At 62.9% G+C, this 18,993-nt stretch carries 17 protein-coding genes; 16 read left to right on the top strand and 1 reads right to left on the bottom strand.

What is annotated here, in order from left to right:
- Positions 1-23: 23 nt before the first annotated feature.
- The 13 genes from QYQ99_RS24105 to QYQ99_RS24165 all read left to right on the top strand — a co-directional run bounded on the left by QYQ99_RS24105 (position 24) and on the right by QYQ99_RS24165 (position 13,272).
- Entirely contained in the window at positions 24-1,460 is a 1,437-nt protein-coding gene (locus tag QYQ99_RS24105; RefSeq protein WP_302090344.1) for a capsule biosynthesis protein, read from the top strand.
- 35 nt (positions 1,461-1,495) lie between these two features.
- Entirely contained in the window at positions 1,496-2,806 is a 1,311-nt protein-coding gene (locus tag QYQ99_RS24110; RefSeq protein ID WP_302090345.1) for a hypothetical protein, read from the top strand.
- Complete coding sequence (locus QYQ99_RS24115) at positions 2,803-4,188, top strand: cytochrome P450 (RefSeq protein WP_302090346.1); 1,386 nt, start codon at positions 2,803-2,805, stop codon at positions 4,186-4,188. The genes QYQ99_RS24110 and QYQ99_RS24115 overlap by 4 nt, the downstream gene beginning before the upstream one ends.
- A complete protein-coding gene (locus QYQ99_RS24120) occupies positions 4,185-4,532 on the top strand; it encodes a hypothetical protein (protein ID WP_291597325.1) in 348 nt (115 codons plus the stop codon). Before QYQ99_RS24115 ends, QYQ99_RS24120 begins: the two co-directional genes overlap by 4 nt.
- 166 nt (positions 4,533-4,698) lie before the next feature.
- A complete protein-coding gene (locus tag QYQ99_RS24125) occupies positions 4,699-5,199 on the top strand; it encodes a hypothetical protein (RefSeq protein ID WP_302090347.1) in 501 nt (166 codons plus the stop codon).
- Positions 5,200-5,588: 389 nt separating this feature from the next.
- A complete protein-coding gene (locus QYQ99_RS24130; RefSeq protein ID WP_302090348.1) occupies positions 5,589-6,281 on the top strand; it encodes a substrate-binding domain-containing protein in 693 nt (230 codons plus the stop codon).
- Positions 6,282-6,442: 161 nt separating this feature from the next.
- Positions 6,443-7,840, top strand: coding sequence for an MFS transporter (locus QYQ99_RS24135; RefSeq protein WP_302090349.1), 1,398 nt, complete (start codon positions 6,443-6,445; stop codon positions 7,838-7,840).
- Positions 7,841-7,879: 39 nt separating this feature from the next.
- Entirely contained in the window at positions 7,880-8,908 is a 1,029-nt protein-coding gene (locus QYQ99_RS24140) for an amidohydrolase family protein (protein ID WP_291604242.1), read from the top strand.
- 132 nt (positions 8,909-9,040) lie between these two features.
- On the top strand, positions 9,041-9,724 hold the full coding sequence (gene ligK / locus QYQ99_RS24145; protein ID WP_003075867.1) for a 4-carboxy-4-hydroxy-2-oxoadipate aldolase/oxaloacetate decarboxylase: 684 nt from the start codon (positions 9,041-9,043) through the stop codon (positions 9,722-9,724).
- Positions 9,725-9,902: 178 nt separating this feature from the next.
- Positions 9,903-10,820: an amidohydrolase family protein gene (locus QYQ99_RS24150; protein WP_302090350.1), complete on the top strand. Its 918-nt coding sequence runs from the start codon at positions 9,903-9,905 to the stop codon at positions 10,818-10,820.
- 81 nt (positions 10,821-10,901) lie between these two features.
- Positions 10,902-11,351 (top strand): protocatechuate 4,5-dioxygenase subunit alpha, encoded by a 450-nt coding sequence (ligA, locus tag QYQ99_RS24155; RefSeq protein ID WP_003067559.1) that lies wholly within the window; start codon positions 10,902-10,904, stop codon positions 11,349-11,351.
- A 3-nt stretch (positions 11,352-11,354) separates the two neighbouring features.
- Positions 11,355-12,224: a class III extradiol dioxygenase subunit beta gene (locus QYQ99_RS24160; protein WP_003075873.1), complete on the top strand. Its 870-nt coding sequence runs from the start codon at positions 11,355-11,357 to the stop codon at positions 12,222-12,224.
- Positions 12,225-12,312: 88 nt separating this feature from the next.
- On the top strand, positions 12,313-13,272 hold the full coding sequence (locus QYQ99_RS24165) for a Gfo/Idh/MocA family oxidoreductase (RefSeq protein WP_291604248.1): 960 nt from the start codon (positions 12,313-12,315) through the stop codon (positions 13,270-13,272).
- A gap of 181 nt (positions 13,273-13,453) precedes the next feature.
- Here QYQ99_RS24165 and QYQ99_RS24170 read toward each other — a convergent pair whose 3' ends face one another.
- Positions 13,454-14,461 (bottom strand): AraC family transcriptional regulator, encoded by a 1,008-nt coding sequence (locus QYQ99_RS24170; RefSeq protein ID WP_302090351.1) that lies wholly within the window; start codon positions 14,459-14,461, stop codon positions 13,454-13,456.
- 230 nt (positions 14,462-14,691) lie between these two features.
- Between QYQ99_RS24170 and QYQ99_RS24175 the strand changes: the two genes are divergently transcribed.
- From QYQ99_RS24175 to QYQ99_RS24185, 3 genes are all read left to right on the top strand, one after another.
- On the top strand, positions 14,692-16,152 hold the full coding sequence (locus QYQ99_RS24175; RefSeq protein WP_302090352.1) for a flavin-containing monooxygenase: 1,461 nt from the start codon (positions 14,692-14,694) through the stop codon (positions 16,150-16,152).
- A 53-nt stretch (positions 16,153-16,205) separates the two neighbouring features.
- A complete protein-coding gene (locus QYQ99_RS24180) occupies positions 16,206-17,153 on the top strand; it encodes an alpha/beta hydrolase (RefSeq protein WP_302090353.1) in 948 nt (315 codons plus the stop codon).
- A gap of 644 nt (positions 17,154-17,797) precedes the next feature.
- On the top strand, positions 17,798-18,820 hold the full coding sequence (locus QYQ99_RS24185; RefSeq protein ID WP_302090354.1) for an aldo/keto reductase: 1,023 nt from the start codon (positions 17,798-17,800) through the stop codon (positions 18,818-18,820).
- The last annotated feature ends 173 nt before the right edge of the window (positions 18,821-18,993 follow it).

Raw genomic sequence — 18,993 nt, forward strand, 5'->3', positions numbered from 1 at the left:
TGACAACCCGCAGTCTCGTACGCATGAAGAACAAGAGTGGATTTGCGTCTAAACGTGTTTTGTTGCTACAAGGCCCGGTAGGGCCTTTTTTCTGGAACCTGGCCAAGGACTTGCGCTCGGTGGGGGCGACTGTATTCAAGTTCAATTTCAATGCCGGGGACTGGCTGTTCTATCCGCGCAAGGCCCATTCGTTCCGGGGGGATCTGACCCAGTGGCCGGAGGTGCTGGAGGCCTACATCGTCAGGCACCGGATAGATGCCGTGCTGCTGTTTGGCGACTGCCGCCCGGTCCATGCCTGCGTGCGCTCCATGACAGAGCGCCTGGGCTGCGCCTTCGGGGTGTTTGAAGAAGGCTATCTGCGGCCCGATCACATCACCTTCGAGCCCATGGGCGTCAACGGGCATTCGCATTTCGAAAAGAGGCTGGCCCTCTGGCTGAAACAGAGGTCGAAGCAGGAGAATGCTTCATCGCGTCCTCATTCGAACGGGCCGGCCACGGAGTCATGGAAGAAGGTCGGGAACTCTTTCTGGCACTCGGCCATGTGGGGCATGCTGTATTTCTTTGTGGCCTGGCTGGGGCAGTGGTTCTGGAACAACGCTCTGCATCACCGGAGCATGACCGTGCGCGATGCTCCCTGGTGGTGGCTCAGTTATCTGCGCAAGTTCTGGTATCGGCGCACGGAAAAGGCCATCGAGTCTCGCCTGCTGGGCGACCTGCGCAAGAGGTTCTTCCTGGCGCCTTTGCAGGTCTACAACGATGCCCAGATCGTGGTTCACTCGAACTACGACTTCGTGACGGATTTCATCAATCACGTTCTGCATTCGTTTTCCCGGGCCCAGGCGATGGAGCGCAAGGATGGCGTGCCCGAAGGAGGGCAGTCGATTGCCGATGACGTGGTGGTCTTCAAGCACCACCCGATGGACCGCGGGCATAGAAATTACGCCAACATCATCCGCTTGCTCGCGCGGCGCCATGGGTTGGAGGGCAAGGTGTTCTATATCCATGATCAGCATCTGCCCTCCCTGCTCAAGAGCGCCAAGGGGGTGGTGCTGGTCAACAGCACGACCGGGCTTTCGGCATTGGGTCATGGCGCTCCTGTCAAGGTCTGCGGCAATGCCTTGTATGACCTGGAAGGTTTGACCTACCAGGGCAGGATGCGGGACTTCTGGTTCCGGGCCCATCAGGCGGTTCCCGACCAGGAAATGCTCTCGCGCTTTCGCAAGGCCTTGATAGAGTGCACGCAGATCAATGGCAGCTTCTATCGTCGGCTGTCGTCGGTCTCATGGCGTTGCGGGGCGGCGCTGGACGGTCAGATGGCCCAGCGCCTGTGGGGAGGCGGCCTGTCGGTGGATCCTGTTCTGTGGCCCGAAGAGGCTGCGGAGTCAGTCTTTGTGTCCAGGCCTGCCAATCAGGAAGATGTCTTGCCTTCTATGCTGCAGGGGGTGGCCTCTGTCGAATAAGCCGTGGTGTGGAAGATTGCGTTTTCCGGAGTGCAATGACTAGCAGCGACAAGACCATTTCATTCGAGCCTTCCCGCAAGACAGGGGAGGACGAGCGCCTGGTGATATTCATGGGCGGCTTCGATCCGCGCGGTGCAAGGCATTATCACCAGCTGATGCGTACCGAGTCGCAAAAGCAGCCGGCTGTTTCGGGAGATGGAAAGTACGAAATTGGCAGCAGGCAGAAATGGAGCGAGGGCGATGGCGCGCCCGGAAAATCGCTGCATTCCCGATGGCGGGTTGCCCAGGCGGACTCGGACAGGACGGCTGGTGCCGATTTTGTTTTTTTTGACTGGCATGACCAGGTCCGACTTCATTGGCCTCAGGGCAGGTTGGCGGTTTTCCGACAGGCCCTGGGAACCTATGTTTCCATCTGGAAGCTAAGGCGGTGGCTCAAACCCGTGCGGGAGCAGGCGCGCTTTACCTTGTGGGCGCTGATGTATCCGCTGGTCTATGTGCTGCTGGTGCTGCTGGCGGGAGTCGGCCTGGGCGCCTGTCTCGTCAAGCTATGGGATGGATTGCCGGTGCCGGGCGCGCTCGTGCTGATGCTGGCGGTGGTCGCGGCCGTGGGCTGGGGCGGTCTGGTGCTGGACCGTTATCTGCACATCAGCTGGCTTTTGCGGATTCTGAACTTTGCCCATGCCAGTTCGGAGAAGGCTTTTCCCGAGCTGGATGAACGCATCGAGGCGATGGCCGAAGATGTGGCGAAGGCCATGCAGCAGCAGCGCTGGCGTGAAGTGGTGGTGGTCGGCTTCAGTGTCGGCAGCGTGCAGGCTCTGAAGTTGACACGGGCACTTCGCCGCAAGCTGGCGCAAAGTCCGCTATCCTTGGCCCCCTCGCGCAAGCCGGTGGTGAATCTGGTCACCCTGGGCAATTGCATTCCGCTGTTCGGGCTGTTTCCCGGCGCCGGTGCGTTGCGGCAGACCCTGCGCGAGATTGCCCTGGACGACGCGGTGTACTGGGCCGACATTTCTTCCCCCAGCGATAGCGTGTGTTTCGGCATGTGCGATGTGGTCGGGCTGTCGCTGCGCGAGGATGGACAGACGCATCCGCCCCAGGCGGCCCGCTTCTTCGCCGCAGCCGGCAAGCGCCGCCCCCAATGGGGGCTCAACCCGCAAGCGGTGTGTTCGCCACGCTTTCACAAGCTGTTTTTGCCGGCAACTTACCGTTGGTTGCGCAGGAACAAGATGCGCATGCATTTTCAGTATCTGATGGCCGGCGAAGTTGCCGGTGCCTATGACTATTTCGAATTGCTCACCAGCGCCGGTCCGATGCAAGACTACCTAGAGAGGAAATTGGTGCGATGAGTCGTTTCTGCCCCGTCTATCCCAAACCCCACCCCGAGCAGACATCGAAGCTGCGCATGTTCTGGCATGCACGGCGTTCCTGGATGGATGCGCTGTTCGAGCGCAGCTACAGCATGCAGATGGGCGAAGTCCATCTGCCTGGCGTGGATCTCTACATGCTCAATGACACCCAGGAGGTCAAGAGAGTCATGCAGACCGAGGCGCAGCAGTTTCCCAAGAGCCATCTGCTGCATGAATCGCTGGAGCCTTTGCTGGGCGACAGCATCTTCACGACCAATGGCGAGCAGTGGCAGCGTCAGCGCACCATGATGAACCCGGCATTTGCCCAGGCCCGGGTGAACGTTGCTTTCCCGCGCATGCTGGGTGCTGCGCAAGCGATGCTGGAGCGCCTGGATGCCGTGGAGCAGACGCAGCCCTACGATATCGAGATCGAGATGACCCATGTCACCGCCGATATCATTTTCCGCACCATCTTCTCCACGCCGCTGCAAGGGCCCGATGCGCATCGCATCTTCGAGGCCTTTGCCCGCTACCAGGCGCTGGCTCCCAAGCTCATGCTGCCGGCCCTGTTCGGGGTTCGCTGGCTGACCATGCCCTGGTATCGCTGGCAGAGCAACCAGGCCGCCCGGGAGATCCGCGGCCTGCTGCACGCCATGATCAAGCCGCGCTATGAAGCGCACCTGAGGGGCAAGGCCGAGGAGCAGGAGGATATTCTTGCCGCCTTCATGCAGGCCAGGGATCCGAACACCGGCGAGCCTTTCAACGAGGAAGAGCTGGTCAATCAGGTTGCCATGCTGTTTCTGGCCGGGCATGAAACGTCGGCCAGTGCGCTGACCTGGGCCAGCTATCTGCTGTCCCAGTCTCCCGACATTCAGCAGCGTGCCTACGAGCAAGTGCTGGAGGTGGCAGGCGATCGTCTGCCGCAGCAGGCGGACATGAAAAGCTTCTCGCAGGTCTGGAATATCTTTCGGGAGACCTTGCGCCTGTTTCCGCCAGTGGGCTTCTTCGCCCGGGAGAACGTTCAATCCTGCCCCATCCGGGGCAAGCAATTGAAGGAGCGGAGCACCGTGGTGGTGGCTCCCTGGCTGCTGCAGCGCCACCGCAAATGGTGGCAGAACCCCGATGCCTTCGATCCCGACCGCTTTGACCGCGAGGAGGATAAGGAGGCCATCAAGCACGCTTACATGCCCTTCAGCATGGGCCCGCGTGTCTGTCTGGGCGCTGCATTTGCCTTGCAGGAGGCGGTCCTGATTCTGGCCTGCCTGCTGCAGCGCTACGAAATCCTGCCCGCGCAAGGTCATGTGCCGCAGCCCGTGGGGCGTCTGACGATTCGCTCCGAAAATGGCGTTCGTATCAAGTTGCGCAAGAGAGAGGACGCATGAAGGAGCGCCTGGCAGGTTTTGTGTTGATGTGTGCAGTCGTTCCGCTGGCAGTGGTGGGCTGGCTGATTCTTTGCTGGGTCGGTCTGTTCGGCAAGACGGAGCGGGGCAGGGCCGGAGTGCGTGCGCTGGATCACTTTGTCAATGCGGCAGTGCTCAACGGCTATGCCTGGGAAAGCGTTTCATCGCACGCCTGGCGCGAACGCGAGAACAAGCGCTGGGCGCGCTGGGTCATCAGGATCACCGATCATTTCCAGAAGGATCACTGTATGCGCGCCAACAAGCGTGAGCAGCCCGTGGTGGATCTGATTCTGAAAAAAGGCCTGCAGGGCCAGACGATCCGGTGAGAGGCCAGCCAACCTGCTCGGCCGAGTCCGTGCATTACGCCTCTTTACGCTTGGAGATTTATCCGGGTCAGCGGGAATCGGCCCTGATGCGTTAAGGACTTAAGCGTTTCCGGGTTGAAGCGCGATCTCGCCGGCCCACGGTGATCTTTATCGAGCATGGAGACATATGTCCAATCGCACTTCACTCATCCGCAGCCTGGCAGCCTTGGCGCTGATTTGCGCAGCGGGTGCCGCCCAGGCACAGGCCTATATCAGCGGCTCCATCTCAGGGCAGCTGGCTCCTGGGGTTTACGGTCAGGTCAATATCGGTAATGCACCGCCGCAGCTGCTGTATGCCCAGCCGATGTGGGGCGGCCCGGTAGTGCCGCAGGTGCAGCCCATCTATATGTGGGTGCCGCCTGGCCATTCACGCAACTGGCGCCGCTACTGCGGCCGCTACCATGCCTGCGGCCAGCCGGTCTATTTCCTGCGCAATCCGCCCCCTCATTGGCGTGCCGCCCCGCCGCGCCAGCACTACGAGCGACGCGACTGGCATGAAGACCGCCGGGACCATGGGCGCTGGGATAGAGACGATCGCCGCGATCGACGTGACTGGGACAGGCATGATCGCGATGACCGTGGACGCGGTCATGGTCACGGGCGTGGGCATGGACGCCATGATGACTGAATTAGGGGTTAACCACTAAATCTACTGTTGCTTATGCACAGCAATGAAGGCTGGATGCTATTGAAAAAATAGCGTTCAGCCTTTTCTCTTTATCGGCTTTGTGCTTTCTTTGTAGGTATTTATACGTGATATGAGCAAGCACTTTGCTATGCCTTTGTGGCATAGCTGCTAGCGGAGGGCTTGCCTAGTGGGACGGCGCAGGGCTGCCGACAATAGTCTCATTCGTTTTGACTAGATGGTTGCCCTGATGCAAGCCCGCTCGAGCGTCCCGTCCTGCCGGTGCAGCCTGCCCGCAGGGTGGCGGGAGTGGCTCGAAAGGCCTCAATGGCCGGGACGCGGCATTCGGGATTGCGGGGCAGCCATGGTATCTACTTCAGGAGTCTTTCGGCATGAGCGCAGCACTCAAAGGCATTTCTTCCATGGCAACCCGCCAGGTCCTCGCGGATCTGGCTGCAGCCTGGCAGGAGCAGGGCGGCGAGCCGGTGCAGATCGAATCCGTGGGTGGTGTGGATGCCGCGCAGCGTGTGCAGTCCGGCGCAGAGGCCTTCGATGTGGTCTTCCTGGCCTCCAACGCCATCGACAAGCTGCAGGCCGCCGGCCGAGTGGTTGAGGGCAGCAAGGTGGATCTGGTGCTGTCCAGCACCGCCGTGGCCGTGCCTGCCGCCGCATCTCAGCCCGATATCGGCTCGGAAGAGGCCGTGCGCGCTGCCGTGCTGGCTGCGCCCAGCATTGGCTACTCCACCGGCCCCAGCGGCGTGGCGCTGCAAAAGCTGTTCGAGCGCTGGGGCATTGCCGACGAGATCCAGTCCCGCATCGTGCAGGCCCGGCCCGGCGTTCCCGTGGGCTCCATGATTGCTTCGGGGGAAGTGGCGCTGGGCTTTCAGCAGCTCAGCGAGCTGATCCATGTCGAAGGCATCCGCATCGTGGGCAGCCTGCCCGCCGCGATTGCCATCGACACCGTGTTTTCGGCCGGCGTTGTGACGGGCTCGGCCCATGCGGATGCCGTGCAGCGTCTGCTGGCCTTCATGGCTTCGCCCGAGGCCGCAGCGGCCAAGCGCCGCCAGGGCATGGAGCCCGCTTGAATTGATTCGTGTCCAGGCGGGGGCCTGGCACTGACACCCCATCCAGCAAAAGGGCAGTCATAGCCCTTTCGTGACGGACGTACCAGATGCCTTTGAGGCTTTGGCGCCAGCCGCGAGACAGGAGATAGAGGCGACAAAGAGAGGCAACTGAGATTCCAAATATGACTTCGCAAACTAGCAAACAGAACACCGACCCGGCGGTCGTCAACGTGCAGACCGTCCTCAACGAGAGCCCGTTTTCAGGCTTTCAGTGGGGGATTTTCTTCCTCTGTTTTTTGATTGTTCTGCTCGATGGTTTTGATACCGCCGCCATCGGCTTCATCGCACCTTCGCTGCTTGGCGAATGGGGCATCGACAAGTCCCATCTGGGCCCGGTGCTGAGTGCGGCCCTGTTCGGCCTGGCGTTCGGCGCTCTGGGCGCGGGTCCGCTGGCGGACCGCGTGGGTCGCAAGACCGTGCTGATCATCGCTGCGGTGGTGATGGGCGGTGCATCGATTGCCTCCGGCCTGGTGCACGACCTGCAGGCCCTGACCATCTGGCGCTTCATCACCGGCCTGGGTCTTGGCGCCGCCATGCCCAACGCCATCACGCTGATGAACGAATACTGCCCCGACCGCAAGCGTTCCTTCATCACCAACTGCATGTTCTGCGGCTTCCCCATCGGCTCGGCCTTCGGCGGCTTTATCGCGGCCTGGATGATTCCGCATTTCGGCTGGCGCAGCCTGCTGATCCTGGGCGGCGTGGTGCCTTTGATCCTGGCCGTGCTGATGATCGTGATGCTGCCCGAGTCGGTGCGCTTCATGGTGCTCAAGAACTACTCGGCAGACCGCGTGCGCAAGGTGATGGTGCGTATCGCCGCCGGCACGCGCAATGCTGCGCGCTTCGTGCTGAACGACGGCGGCGAGGCTGCTGTCCAGGCACAGCAGGGCCCCCAGGGCCTGCGTCTGGTGTTCTCGCAGAAATATCTGGTGGGCACGCTGGCCCTGTGGGTGACGTATTTCATGGGCCTGGTGATCGTCTATGGCCTGGTCAACTGGATGCCTGTGCTGTTCAAGGAAGCGGGCGTGCCCGCCAGCCAGGCGGCCGTGATTGCCGCGCTGTTCCAGCTCGGCGGCGTGGGCGCGATCTTTGTCGGTTTGCTGATGGACCGCTGGAATGCCAATCTGATCATTGCGACGGGCTACTTCCTGACCAGCCTGGGCGTGGCCTTCATCGGCCAGGTGCTGGGCGGCGGCGTGGGCATGCTGGTGGCTTCGGTCTTCATTGCCGGTTTGCTGATGAATGCGGCACAGTCGTCCATGCAGGCGCTGGCAGCCGAGTACTACCCCACGGAATGCCGTGCCAGCGGCGTCTCCTGGATGCTGGGCATCGGCCGCTTTGGCGGCATTGCCGGCTCCTTCCTGGTGGCCGAGCTGTCGCGTCGTCACCTGGAGCTGCCGCAGGTCTTCATGGTGGTCGCCATTCCTGGCGTCATCGCCGCGCTGGCGCTGCTGGTCAAGAACCGCTATGCCGGCGGCGCACCGCGCACCTCCATGCTGGGCCTGGGCGGCGCGCACTGAACTTTTTGATAGACGAATTATTTTTAACGGAGCTTGAAGATGATCATTGACGTACACGGTCACTACACCACGGCGCCAGCGGCCCTGGGCGCATGGCGCGATCTGCAGATCGCCGGCCTCAAGGACCCTAGCAAGACCCCGTCGGTGGCCGATCTGAAGATCAGCGACGATGAAATCCGCGAGACCATCGAGACCAACCAGCTGCGCCTGATGAAGGAGCGTGGTTCCGATCTGACCATCTTCAGCCCCCGTGCCTCGTTCATGGCGCACCACATCGGTGACTTCCAGACCTCGAGCACCTGGGCCGCCATCTGCAACGAGCTGTGCTTTCGCGTCAGCGAGCTGTTCCCCGACCACTTCATCCCCGCAGCCATGCTGCCCCAGTCGCCCGGCGTGGACCCTGCAACCTGCATCCCCGAGCTGGTCAAGTGCGTGGAGCAGTACGGCAATGTGGGCCTGAACCTGAACCCCGATCCCTCGGGCGGCCACTGGACTTCGCCCCCGCTGTCCGACAAGAGCTGGTACCCGATCTACGAAAAGATGGTGGAGTACGACATCCCCGCGATGATCCATGTCTCCACCAGCTGCAACAGCTGCTTCCACACCACGGGCAGCCACTATCTGAATGCCGACACCACGGCCTTCATGCAGTGCCTGACTTCGGATCTGTTCAAGGACTTCCCGACGCTGAAGTTCCTGATCCCCCATGGCGGCGGCGCCGTGCCTTACCACTGGGGCCGTTTCCGCGGTCTGGCGCAGGAGATGAAGAAGCCGCTGCTGGAAGAGCATTTGCTGGGCAACATCTACTTCGACACCTGTGTCTACCACCAGCCCGGCATCAATCTGCTGACGGAAGTGATTCCCACCAAGAACATTCTGTTCGCCAGCGAAATGATCGGCGCCGTGCGCGGCATCGATCCGCAGACCGGTCACTACTACGACGACACCAAGCGCTACATCGAAGCCACGCAGAACCTGACGGCCGATGAGAAGCACGCGGTCTACGAGGGCAATGCCCGCCGCGTGTTCACGCGCCTGGACAAGGCGCTCAAGGCCAAGGGTCTGTAACTTCTCAAAAAAGAGAGCTGCTACCGTAGGTAATGAAACGTTTTCAATATGAAAACTATTCAAATTTGATGCATAGCATGCGATAGCAGCTCACTTTTTGATTCAATCACGTCAAAGCTAAGAGGTATTTCCATGTACGAACTGGGAGTTGTCTACCGCAATATCCAGCGCGCCGACCGCGCTGCTGCTGACGGCTTGGCCGCCCTGGGCTCTGCCACCGTGCACGAGGCCATGGGCCGCGTCGGTCTGCTCAAGCCCTATATGCGCCCCATCTATGCCGGCAAGCAGGTCTCGGGCACCGCCGTCACGGTGCTGCTGCAGCCCGGCGACAACTGGATGATGCATGTGGCTGCCGAGCAGATTCAGCCCGGCGACATCGTGGTTGCGGCCGTCACCGCCGAGTGCTCCGACGGCTACTTCGGCGACCTGCTGGCCACCAGCTTTCAGGCGCGCGGCGCACGCGCGCTGATCATCGATGCCGGCGTGCGCGACGTGAAGACGCTGCAGGAGATGGACTTCCCCGTGTGGAGCAAAGCCATCTCTTCCAAGGGCACGATCAAGGCCACCCTGGGCTCGGTCAACATCCCCATCGTCTGCGCCGGCATGCTGGTCACGCCCGGTGACGTGATCGTGGCCGATGACGACGGCGTGGTCTGCGTGCCCGCCGCGCGTGCCGTGGAAGTGCTGGCCGCCGCGCAGAAGCGCGAGAGCTTCGAAGGCGAAAAGCGCGCCAAGCTGGCCTCGGGCGTCCTGGGCCTGGATATGTACAAGATGCGCGAGCCCCTGGAAAAAGCCGGCCTGAAATATATTGATTAACACCCCCTGAGTCGCTTCGCCTAGGCGGCCCCGCGCCTTCCCCCTCTCTCGCTTTGCTTCGCAATGCGGAGGGGGACGATGCCCTCGCTGCGAGGCGGCTCTTGCTTGGCATCTCTGAGTGGTGCGGCGCCAGTATTGGCGGCTATGACCCACTCACAGACCATCGAGGAAAAGACAAATGAGCCAATTTGAAAAGACCCCTGGCTGGCTGGACTGGTATGCCAACCCCAGCAAGCCCCAGTTCAAGCTGCCCGCAGGCGCTGTGGATGCACATTGCCATGTGTTCGGCCCCGGCAACGAGTTCCCCTTCGCCCCCGAGCGCAAGTACACCCCTTGCGATGCGAGCAAGGCCCAGTTGTTTGCGCTGCGCGATCATCTGGGTTTTGCGCGCAATGTGGTGGTGCAGGCCACCTGCCACGGTGCGGACAACCGCGCCATGGTCGATGCCTGCAAGTCCTCGGGCGGCAAGGCCCGTGGCGTGGCCACGGTCAAGCGCTCCATCAGCGATGCCGAGCTGCAGGAGTTGCATGACGCCGGCGTGCGCGGCGTGCGCTTCAACTTCGTCAAGCGTCTGGTGGACTTCACGCCCAAGGACGAGCTGATGGAGATCGCCGGCCGCATCGCCAAGCTGGGCTGGCACGTGGTGATCTATTTCGAAGCCGTGGATCTGCCCGAGCTGTGGGACTTCTTCACCGCGCTGCCCACCACCGTGGTGGTCGACCACATGGGCCGTCCCGACGTCAGCAAGGGCGTGGACAGCGAAGAGTTCGCCCTGTTCCTGAAGTTCATGCGCGAGCACCAGAACGTGTGGAGCAAGGTGTCCTGCCCCGAACGCCTGTCCGTCACCGGCCCCAAGGCGCTTCATGGTGAGCAGAACGCCTACCGCGATGTGGTGCCGTTCGCGCGCCGCGTGGTCGAGGAGTTCCCCGATCGCGTGCTCTGGGGCACCGACTGGCCGCACCCCAACCTGAAGGACCACATGCCCGACGACGGCTTGCTGGTGGACTTCATTCCTCATATCGCTCCCACCGCGCAGCTGCAGCAAAAGCTGCTGGTAGACAACCCCATGCGTCTGTACTGGCCCGAAGAGGTCTGACGGAGTTCCGGCGACACATACACCCGGAAACAGGCCGCAGCCTTGTCGCATGGGCTGCGCCATCCGTAACGAGGAGAATTTATGGCTTTGGAAAAACCGTATCTGGACGTGCCCGGCACCATCATTTTCGATGCCGAGCAGTCCCGCAAGGGCTACTGGCTCAACCAGTTCTGCATGAGCCTGATGAAGGCCGAGAACCGTGAGCGCTTCCGCGCCAACGAGCGTGCCTATCTCGACGAGTGGGCGATGACCGAAGAGCAAAAGCAGGCCGTGCTGGCGCGCGACCTGAACTGGTGCATGCGCACCGGCGGCAATATCTACTTCCTGGCCAAGATCGGCGCCACCGACGGCAAGAGCTTCCAGCAGATGGCCGGCTCCATGACCGGCATGACCGAAGAAGAGTACCGCGCCATGATGATGGGCGGCGGCCGCTCTGCCGAAGGCAATCGCTACGTGGGCGAGGACGGTGATGCCCAGGCACACCATCAACCCCAGGGCAGTGCAGGCAACCAGAACAAGGAAGGCAACTAAGACATGGCACGCATCACCGCATCCGTTTTCACCTCGCATGTGCCTGCCATCGGCGCTGCCATGGACATGGGCAAGACCCAGGAAGCCTACTGGGCGCCTCTGTTCAAGGGCTATGACTTCTCGCGCCAGTGGATGAAGGACAACAAGCCCGACGTGGTCTTCCTGGTCTACAACGACCACGCCACGGCCTTCAGCCTGGACTGCATCCCGACCTTTGCCATCGGCACGGCTGCCGAGTTCCAGCCCGCCGACGAAGGCTGGGGCCCGCGTCCCGTGCCCAAGGTGGTCGGCCATCCCGATCTGGCCAGCCATATTGCCCAGTCCGTGATCCAGCAGGACTTCGACCTGACCATCGTCAACAAGATGGACGTGGACCACGGCCTCACGGTGCCGCTGTCGCTGATGTGCGGCGAGCAGGACCCCAAGACCGGCTCCTGGCCCTGCCCGGTGATCCCCTTCGCCGTGAATGTGGTGCAGTACCCCGTGCCCACCGGCCAGCGCTGCTTCAACCTGGGCCGCGCCATCCGCAAGGCCGTGGAGAGTTACGACCAGGACATCAACGTGCATATCTGGGGCACGGGCGGCATGAGCCACCAGCTGCAGGGCGCGCGCGCGGGCCTGATCAACAAGGAGTGGGACAACCAGTTCCTGGACCTGCTGATCGAGAACCCCCACGGTCTGGCGCAGATGCCGCACATCGACTATGTGCGCGAAGCCGGCTCGGAAGGCATCGAGCTGGTGATGTGGCTGATCGCGCGCGGCGCCATGTCCGATGTGGACGGCCCCGCACCGCTGCCCAAGGTGGCGCACCGCTTCTACCATGTGCCCGCATCGAACACCGCAGTGGGCCATCTGATCCTTGAGAATCAGTGAGCGTTTGACCACGTTCGCTGCTTCGCCTATTCACTGCCCCCTGCGGGGGGCTTCGCCTCCTTGAGGCGGCTCTACGGAGATCCCAATCATGAGCAAGACCATCAAAGTAGCGCTGGCTGGCGCGGGTGCCTTCGGCATCAAGCACCTGGACGGCATCAAGAATATCGACGGCGTGGAAGTCGTCTCCCTGGTCGGTCGCCGCTTTGACCAGACCAAGGAAGTGGCCGACAAATACGGCATCCAGCATGTGGCAACCGATCTGGCCGAAAGCCTGGCACTGCCCGAAGTCGATGCCGTGATCCTGTGCACGCCCACACAGATGCACGCCGAGCAGGCCATCGCCTGCATGAAGGCCGGCAAGCATGTGCAGGTCGAGATTCCGCTGGCCGACACACTGAAGGATGCGCAGGAAGTGGCCGAGCTGCAAAAGCAGACCGGCCTGGTGGCCATGGTGGGCCATACCCGCCGCTTCAACCCCAGCCACCAGTGGGTGCACAAGAAGATCGAAGCCGGCGAGTTCAACATCCAGCAGATGGATGTGCAAACCTACTTCTTCCGCCGCACCAATATGAATGCGCTGGGTCAGGCCCGCAGCTGGACCGACCACCTGCTGTGGCACCATGCTGCTCACACCGTGGACCTGTTCGCCTACCAGGCCGGCAGCCCCATCGTCAAGGCCAACGCCGTGCAAGGCCCCATCCACAAGGATCTGGGCATCGCCATGGACATGAGCATCCAGCTCAAGGCCGCCAACGGCGCGATCTGCACGCTGAGCCTGTCGTTCAACAACGATGGCCCTCTGGGCACCTTCTTCCGCTATATCGGCGACACCGGCACCTATCTGGCCCGCTACGACGACCTGTACACCGGCAAGGACGAGAAGATCGACGTGTCCCAGGTCGACGTGTCCATGAACGGCATCGAGCTGCAGGACCGCGAATTCTTCGCCGCCATCCGTGAAGGCCGCGAACCCAACTCCAGCGTGCAGCAGGTCTTCAACTGCTACAAGGTCCTGCACGACCTGGAGCAGCAACTGAACGCGGATTGATCAGCGCGGACTGATCAGCGCGCACTGATCAGCGCGGATTGATTGCCTGGCGCATCTCCGCACGCAAGCCCCCCCAGCCTGTGGCTGCGGGGGCTTGTTTCATCGCGCAAAGTCTCTGTCGCGGGAGATCGTGATCAGGCTCTTGCCTCCCCGAATCCAGGCCCTATAACCTATACCGAGGCTATCTCTCCCAGGAGCGATGGCGCAGCTGACGGGGGGATTGGCCGAACCAGCGCTGGCAGGCACGGGTGAGCACGGCCTGGTCTGAATACCCCAGCAGTTGCGCGATATGGCCCAGACTCAGCTCGGGCTGCGCCAGCAATTGGGCCACCCAGGTCTTGCGCGCGCTATCGCGCAGCTCTTCGAAGGCTGTGCCTTCCGCTTGCAGGCGTCGCTGCAGGGTGCGCGGGTGCTGGCTCAGGGCGCGTGCCGCCGAGGGCAGGTCGGCCATGCCCATGCGAACCAGATTGGCCAGCGCGCTGCGCACCTGGTCCGTCACACTGGTATCCCTGCCAGGTGCGGCTCCCAACAGGAAACGTTCGACAAACTGCTGCAGCAGCCGGTTGTGGCGAGGCATGGGCTGACGCCAGGCCAGCGGGTCGACGGCAATGCCGTCAAAGCTGGAGCCAAAGCGCGGCAACTGGCCCAGATGCCGCCGGTATTGCGCGCTGCTGCCCACGGGGGCATGGCGTAGATGGATGGCCGCAGGGCGCAGCGCGCCTTCGGACAGCACATGGATCAGGCGGCACATATAGGCCACGCAGATTTCCGTGCCCTGGGGCATGGGGGCGTGGGAGGGCAGGCGCGAGAGCACTTCCACGCATTCCAGCCCCTCGTCAGGCGCCATGAAGGTTCTGTAGCTCAGGGTGGGGTTGTGGAAGTGGACGTACTTTCCGCCCTGCATCATGCCCTCGCGCACGGTGGGCGCGGACTGCATGACCAGCCCCAGCAGGCCCAGGGTTTCGACACCTTGCTGCGCGCACAGGCGCAGCCCGAAATCGTGCACGCCCAGCACACGGGCGGCTTCCTCTATGACCAGGGCCACGGCGTGGCTGGGCAGATAGCGCTCGGGGTCGGCCAGATCGTGCGGCACCAGGCCGCAGGCGCGCAGGATGGCGGCGGGGTCACCACCGTGCGCGCGCACCAGGTCTTCAAAGCCCGCAAGCGAGGCGGCGCGGACACTGGTCATGACGGCGGAATCAGCGTGTTTGGCAGGCATCGGGGTATGTACTGCATGTCGTGCAACATCAAAATCCTGTCGCGCAAACACAAGTTTTGCCAGAGGGCTAGACCTAGCATGGCTGCGTGACAGACACGATTGACGCAAGTCGGGCCCAGGCGGGAGCTTCACCTCAAGGCCGCGATCCCTGCTCATTCCTGTCGGCTCGCGCCCCAGCAGACCAGCAGGAGACACCCGGTATGGCACAGCATTTCGACTTTCTCATCATCGGTGCCGGTATTTCCGGCATTGGTGCGGCCCGTCATCTGCGCGAGCAGTTCGCGGACCGCAGCCTCGCCATCCTCGAAGCCATGGACGGCTTCGGCGGCACCTGGTGGACGCACCGCTACCCGGGTGCGCGCTCGGACAGCGACCTGTTCACCTATGGCTATGGCTTCAAGCCCTGGACGGGCAATGCCATCGCCACGGCAGACGAGATTCGCCACTACCTGGCCGAGACCATTGAGGAAAGCGATCTGGCCCCGCTGATCCGCTACGGCCACAAGGTGCAATCGGCCCGCTGGTCCTGCGAAGACAGGCGCTGGACACTGGAAGTCACCCGCAGCGGCTCGGCCGAGGTGCAGACCTTCACCACGGGTTTCCTCTGGGTCTGCGCGGGCTATTACGACCACGGCCGGGGCTATACGCCCGAGTGGCCGACGCTCAAGGACTTCAAGGGCCAGGTCATTCACCCGCAGCACTGGCCGCAGGAGCTGGATTACACGGGCAAGCGCATCGTGGTCATAGGCTCGGGTGCCACGGCGGCCACGCTGATCCCCAGCCTGGCGCCGGATGCGGGCCATGTGACCATGCTGCAGCGCTCGCCCACCTTTTTTCTGCCCACGTCCGAGCATCCGCTGGTGCCGCTGCTCAAGCCTTTGGACCTGCCCGAGGACTGGTACCACGAGATCATGCGCCGCGCCTTCATCGCGCGCACTGACGAGATCGTGCAAACCTCCAGGCAGCACCCCGAAGCGATGCGCGCCTTCCTGCTTGGCGAGATCCGTCCCCATCTGCCCGAGGGCTTGGACATCGACAAGCACTTCAACCCCGGCTACCGCCCCTGGCAGCAGCGCATTGCCGTGGTGCCCAACGGCGACTTCTTCCAGGCCATGCGCGAGGGCAAGGCCTCGGTGGTGACGGACACCATAGAGAACTTCGACGCCAGCGGCATCGAGCTGACCAGCGGCGGGCATCTGGACGCCGACATCATCGTTACTGCCACGGGCTTCAATCTCAAGCTGTTCGGCGGCATTGCGTTCAGCGTGGATGGCGCGCCGGTGGATTTTCGCGAGCGCATCTCCTACCGGGGCGTGATGATCGAGGGCATACCCAATATGGCCTATACCCAGGGCTACTTCCGCTCCAGCTGGACGCTGCGCTGCGACCTGGTGTGCGACTGGGTGTGCCGCCTGCTTGCCCATATGCACGAGCAAGGCCATGCCGAGGTGCGGCCTATCGTGGCTGCAGCCGATGCCGGCATGCAGCGCCAGTCATGGATAGAGGCCGACAACTTCAACGCCGGCTATGTGCTGCGTGCGCAGGATGTCATGTTCGGCCAGGGCGACCGCCAGCCCTGGAGGCACGACCTGGAGTATGCCGAAGAGCGCGTGGTTCTGAGCGCCGCATCGCTGCAGGACGATGCCTTGGCCTATCGCTAGGTCCGCCCCCGTATCCGTTCCCTCACTCTTTATAACGACAGGAGACTTCACCCATGGCTCTCGATCCACATCTGGCCGGCGTCCTGCAGCAACTGGCCGCTGCCAACAGGAAAGCCACCGCTGAAGGCACGCCCGAAGAAGGCCGTGCCGGCTATCTGGCGCTGACCCGTGGCTCGCTCACACCCGAGCAGATCGTGCCCGTGGCCAGCGTTCAGGACATCACCGTGCCCGGCGGTGCGGGCCCTGTGGCCGCGCGCATCTATCGGCCCGAAGGCGCGGGGCCTTTTCCCACCGTGGCCTATTTCCACAGCGGAGGCTATGTCATCGGCAACCTGGACACGCATGAGAATATGTGCCGCGAGATCTGCCGTGGCGCGCGGGCCGTGGTGGTGTCGGTGGACTACCGGCTTGCCCCCGAGCATCCCTTCCCCGCAGGGATAGAGGATGCCGTGGCTGCCGCCCAATGGGTGGTCGCCCATGCGCATGAGCTGGGGGGCAGCGCCACCGTGGCTGTGGCGGGCGACAGCGCCGGCGGCAATTTCTGCGCCGTGGTGACGCAGCAGCTGCGCGATGCGGGCATTGCCCTGGCTGCGCAATTCCTCATCTACCCCGCGGTAGACCACGCCGCCGCCGAGTACGCCAGCGCCAAGCAGAACGCCAAGGGCTATTTCCTGGAAGCCGAGACCATGGCCTGGTTCTACAACCACTACGCGGGCGGCTACGCCGATGCGCTGGACCAGCGCCTGGCGCCGCTGCAGGCCCAAAGCCTGGCCAACCTGCCGCCTGCCGTGATCGTGAATGCCGAGTTCGATCCGCTGCGTGATCAGGGCGCGGCCTATGCCCAGGCGCTGCGTGCGGCGGGCGGCCAGGCCGAGCTGATTGAAGGCGCGGGCATGATCCACGGCTTCTTCGACATGGGCCGCTGGTCGCCGGGCGCGCAGGCCATCATCACGCACAGCATCGAGCGCTTTGCTGCGCTGCTCGAAACAAGAGCCCGCTGAGTAAACCAACAGGACATCGTGGGCATGAAGACTTGCTTGATGAGCAACGAGTCTCAGCCGGCCTGATGGCAGTAGAAGGTGCGCTGGGCAAACGAACTTCTTGATTGATTTGCAGAGGGCTGGGCGGCCCCGGCGGGTCTAGGCCCGCCAGCCGACCTACTTTCTTGCGCCGGTGTGCCTGACCACAAGAAAGCAGGCAAAGAGCTGGCCCCTACTGCCACGACTCCTTCGCTGCGCTACGGGGTAACCTAAGCCCCAAGAGCTTGCCGTCGCAGGCGTGGGCACAAGGGGCAATACCAGAGCTTCTTTGTCTTTTTGATAGCTGCTATCGCTTTCTGGATAGGCATTTGAGGTCGATTTCGTCATAACTCCTGCAGGCCACCCGCACCCCCGTGACACAGGTTTGCCCGTAGCGAAGCGCAGGGACGCGGACGGTCGGGGACGCCTGGTCTGAAAGCGTTCTTTGCTGACTTCCCGGTGGTCCGGCATATCGGCGTGTCAGAAAGCAAATCGCCTGCCGGGGCGAAACCCGGGCGCTGTCGCTGGCGACAAGGCAGAGCTGGAATAATATTGCTCCAGCTTGTATAGCGGCCTGCGCCCGCGCTTGGTTCGGTTGAAGGCCTTTGGATGCATAAGGAAAGTTAATGGTAAACCGCAAAATCGGCCCATTCAGCGTCGCCAATGTCGCGCTGGGCTGCATGAACTTCTGCCATGCCTACGGCAACCCCGTCTCTGCCGAGCAGTCACACGCCGTGCTGCATGCGGCTCTGGATGCGGGTGTGACGCTGTTCGACACCGCTGCTCTGTATGGCTTTGGTGCCAGCGAATCGCTGATCGGCCCCGTGCTCAAGCCCCATCGCAACCACATCACCCTGGCCAGCAAATGCGGCATGGCCGGCGTGCGCGGCGAAGACGGCGTGATGCGCCGCGTCATCGACGGTCGTCCCAAAACCCTGCGCCAGAACTGCGAAGACAGCCTCAAGCGCCTGGGCACCGATGTGATCGATCTCTACTATCTGCATCGCTGGGACAAGAACGTGCCCATCGAGGAGTCGGTGGGCGAGATGGCGCGCCTGAAGGAAGAGGGCAAGGTTCGCGCTCTGGGCCTGTCGGAAGTGGGGGCCGATGCGCTGCGCCGCGCGCACAAGGAGCACCCGATTGCTGCGCTGCAAAGCGAATATTCGCTGTGGTCGCGCAATGCCGAGCTGGGTACGCTCGCCGCCTGCAAGGAGCTGGGCATTGCCTATGTGGCCTTCAGCCCCATGGGGCGCGCCTTCTTCAGCGGCAAGCTGCAGCAGGTGGACAACCTGGTCAAGGGAGATATCCGCGCCACCATGCCGCGCTTTGCCGGCGAGGCCTATGCGCAGAATCTGCGCCTGCTGGCGCCCATGCAGGCCGTGGCGGAAAAAGCCGGCTGCACGCTGGCCGAGCTGGCCATCGCCTGGGTGCTGCACCAGGGCGAGCATGTGATCGCCTTGCCCGGCACCACCAGCGTGGAGCATCTGCACGAAGACATTCGCGGTGGCCGCGTCCACCTGGACGCCGAGCTGCTGGCCGAGCTCGATGACATCTTCAAGCCCGAAGCCATTGCCGGCGACCGCTATGCGCTGCAAGGCCAGGGCGAGGTGGATACCGAGAAATACGCGTTTGAAAAGCGCCCAGGCTAGTGCCTTTGGGGACGCCCGGTCAGGGACGCCCGGTCAGGGACGCCCGGTCAGGGACGCCCGGTCAGGGGCGGTCTGCGGCGTTGCCTCGCCGGCCGCGCGAATCCTCGCAATAGCACCACTATTGCTGCGGTATCGCGCGCTGGGGGCCGCCCCCTGGCATCCCATCCCGCGAA

Origin of the sequence: Comamonas testosteroni, from assembly GCF_030505195.1 — a bacterium.
GTDB lineage: Bacteria > Pseudomonadota > Gammaproteobacteria > Burkholderiales > Burkholderiaceae_C > Comamonas > Comamonas testosteroni_G.